The 449-nt window shown below is 75.5% G+C and carries 1 protein-coding gene; it reads left to right on the forward strand.

Annotation, left to right across the window (positions count from 1 at the left end; genetic code table 11):
• Positions 1–29: 29 nt before the first annotated feature.
• Positions 30–449 (forward strand): ROK family protein (locus AC1DUE_RS20345; RefSeq protein WP_477041216.1); only part of this gene is annotated, 420 nt, incomplete at its 3' end.

The following is a 449-nucleotide window of genomic DNA, read 5'->3' on the forward strand; positions in this document are numbered from 1 at the left end:
GGGCCGCTCCCGTGGTGGGCGCGCGGACCGTGCTCGGGATCGGTGTGGCCGTGCCCGGGCCCCTGGACCATCGCGGGGGCGTGCTCCATCGGGTCACCGGGTTTCCGCAGTGGGACGGCTATCCGCTCCAGGACGCCCTCGCCGCTCGTACCGGGTTGCCCGTCGTCGTCGACAAGGACACCAACGCCGCCGCCCTCGGGCTCGCCCTGCGGGCCGACGGTCCGGGCGACTTCGCGTATCTGCATCTCGGGACCGGGCTCGGCGCCGGGCTGTTTCTCGGCGGGGCGTTGCACCGCGGGGCCCGTACCGGTGCCGGTGAGTTCGGGCATCAGACCGTGTCGCTGGACGGGCCGCCGTGCAGCTGCGGCGGGCGCGGCTGTATCGAGGCGCTCTGTCTCGCCGCCGTCGCCGACGGCGATGTCGCGGAGGCCGCACGCGTGCTCGGGGCC

This window comes from Cellulomonas sp. P4_A2, assembly GCF_056402515.1.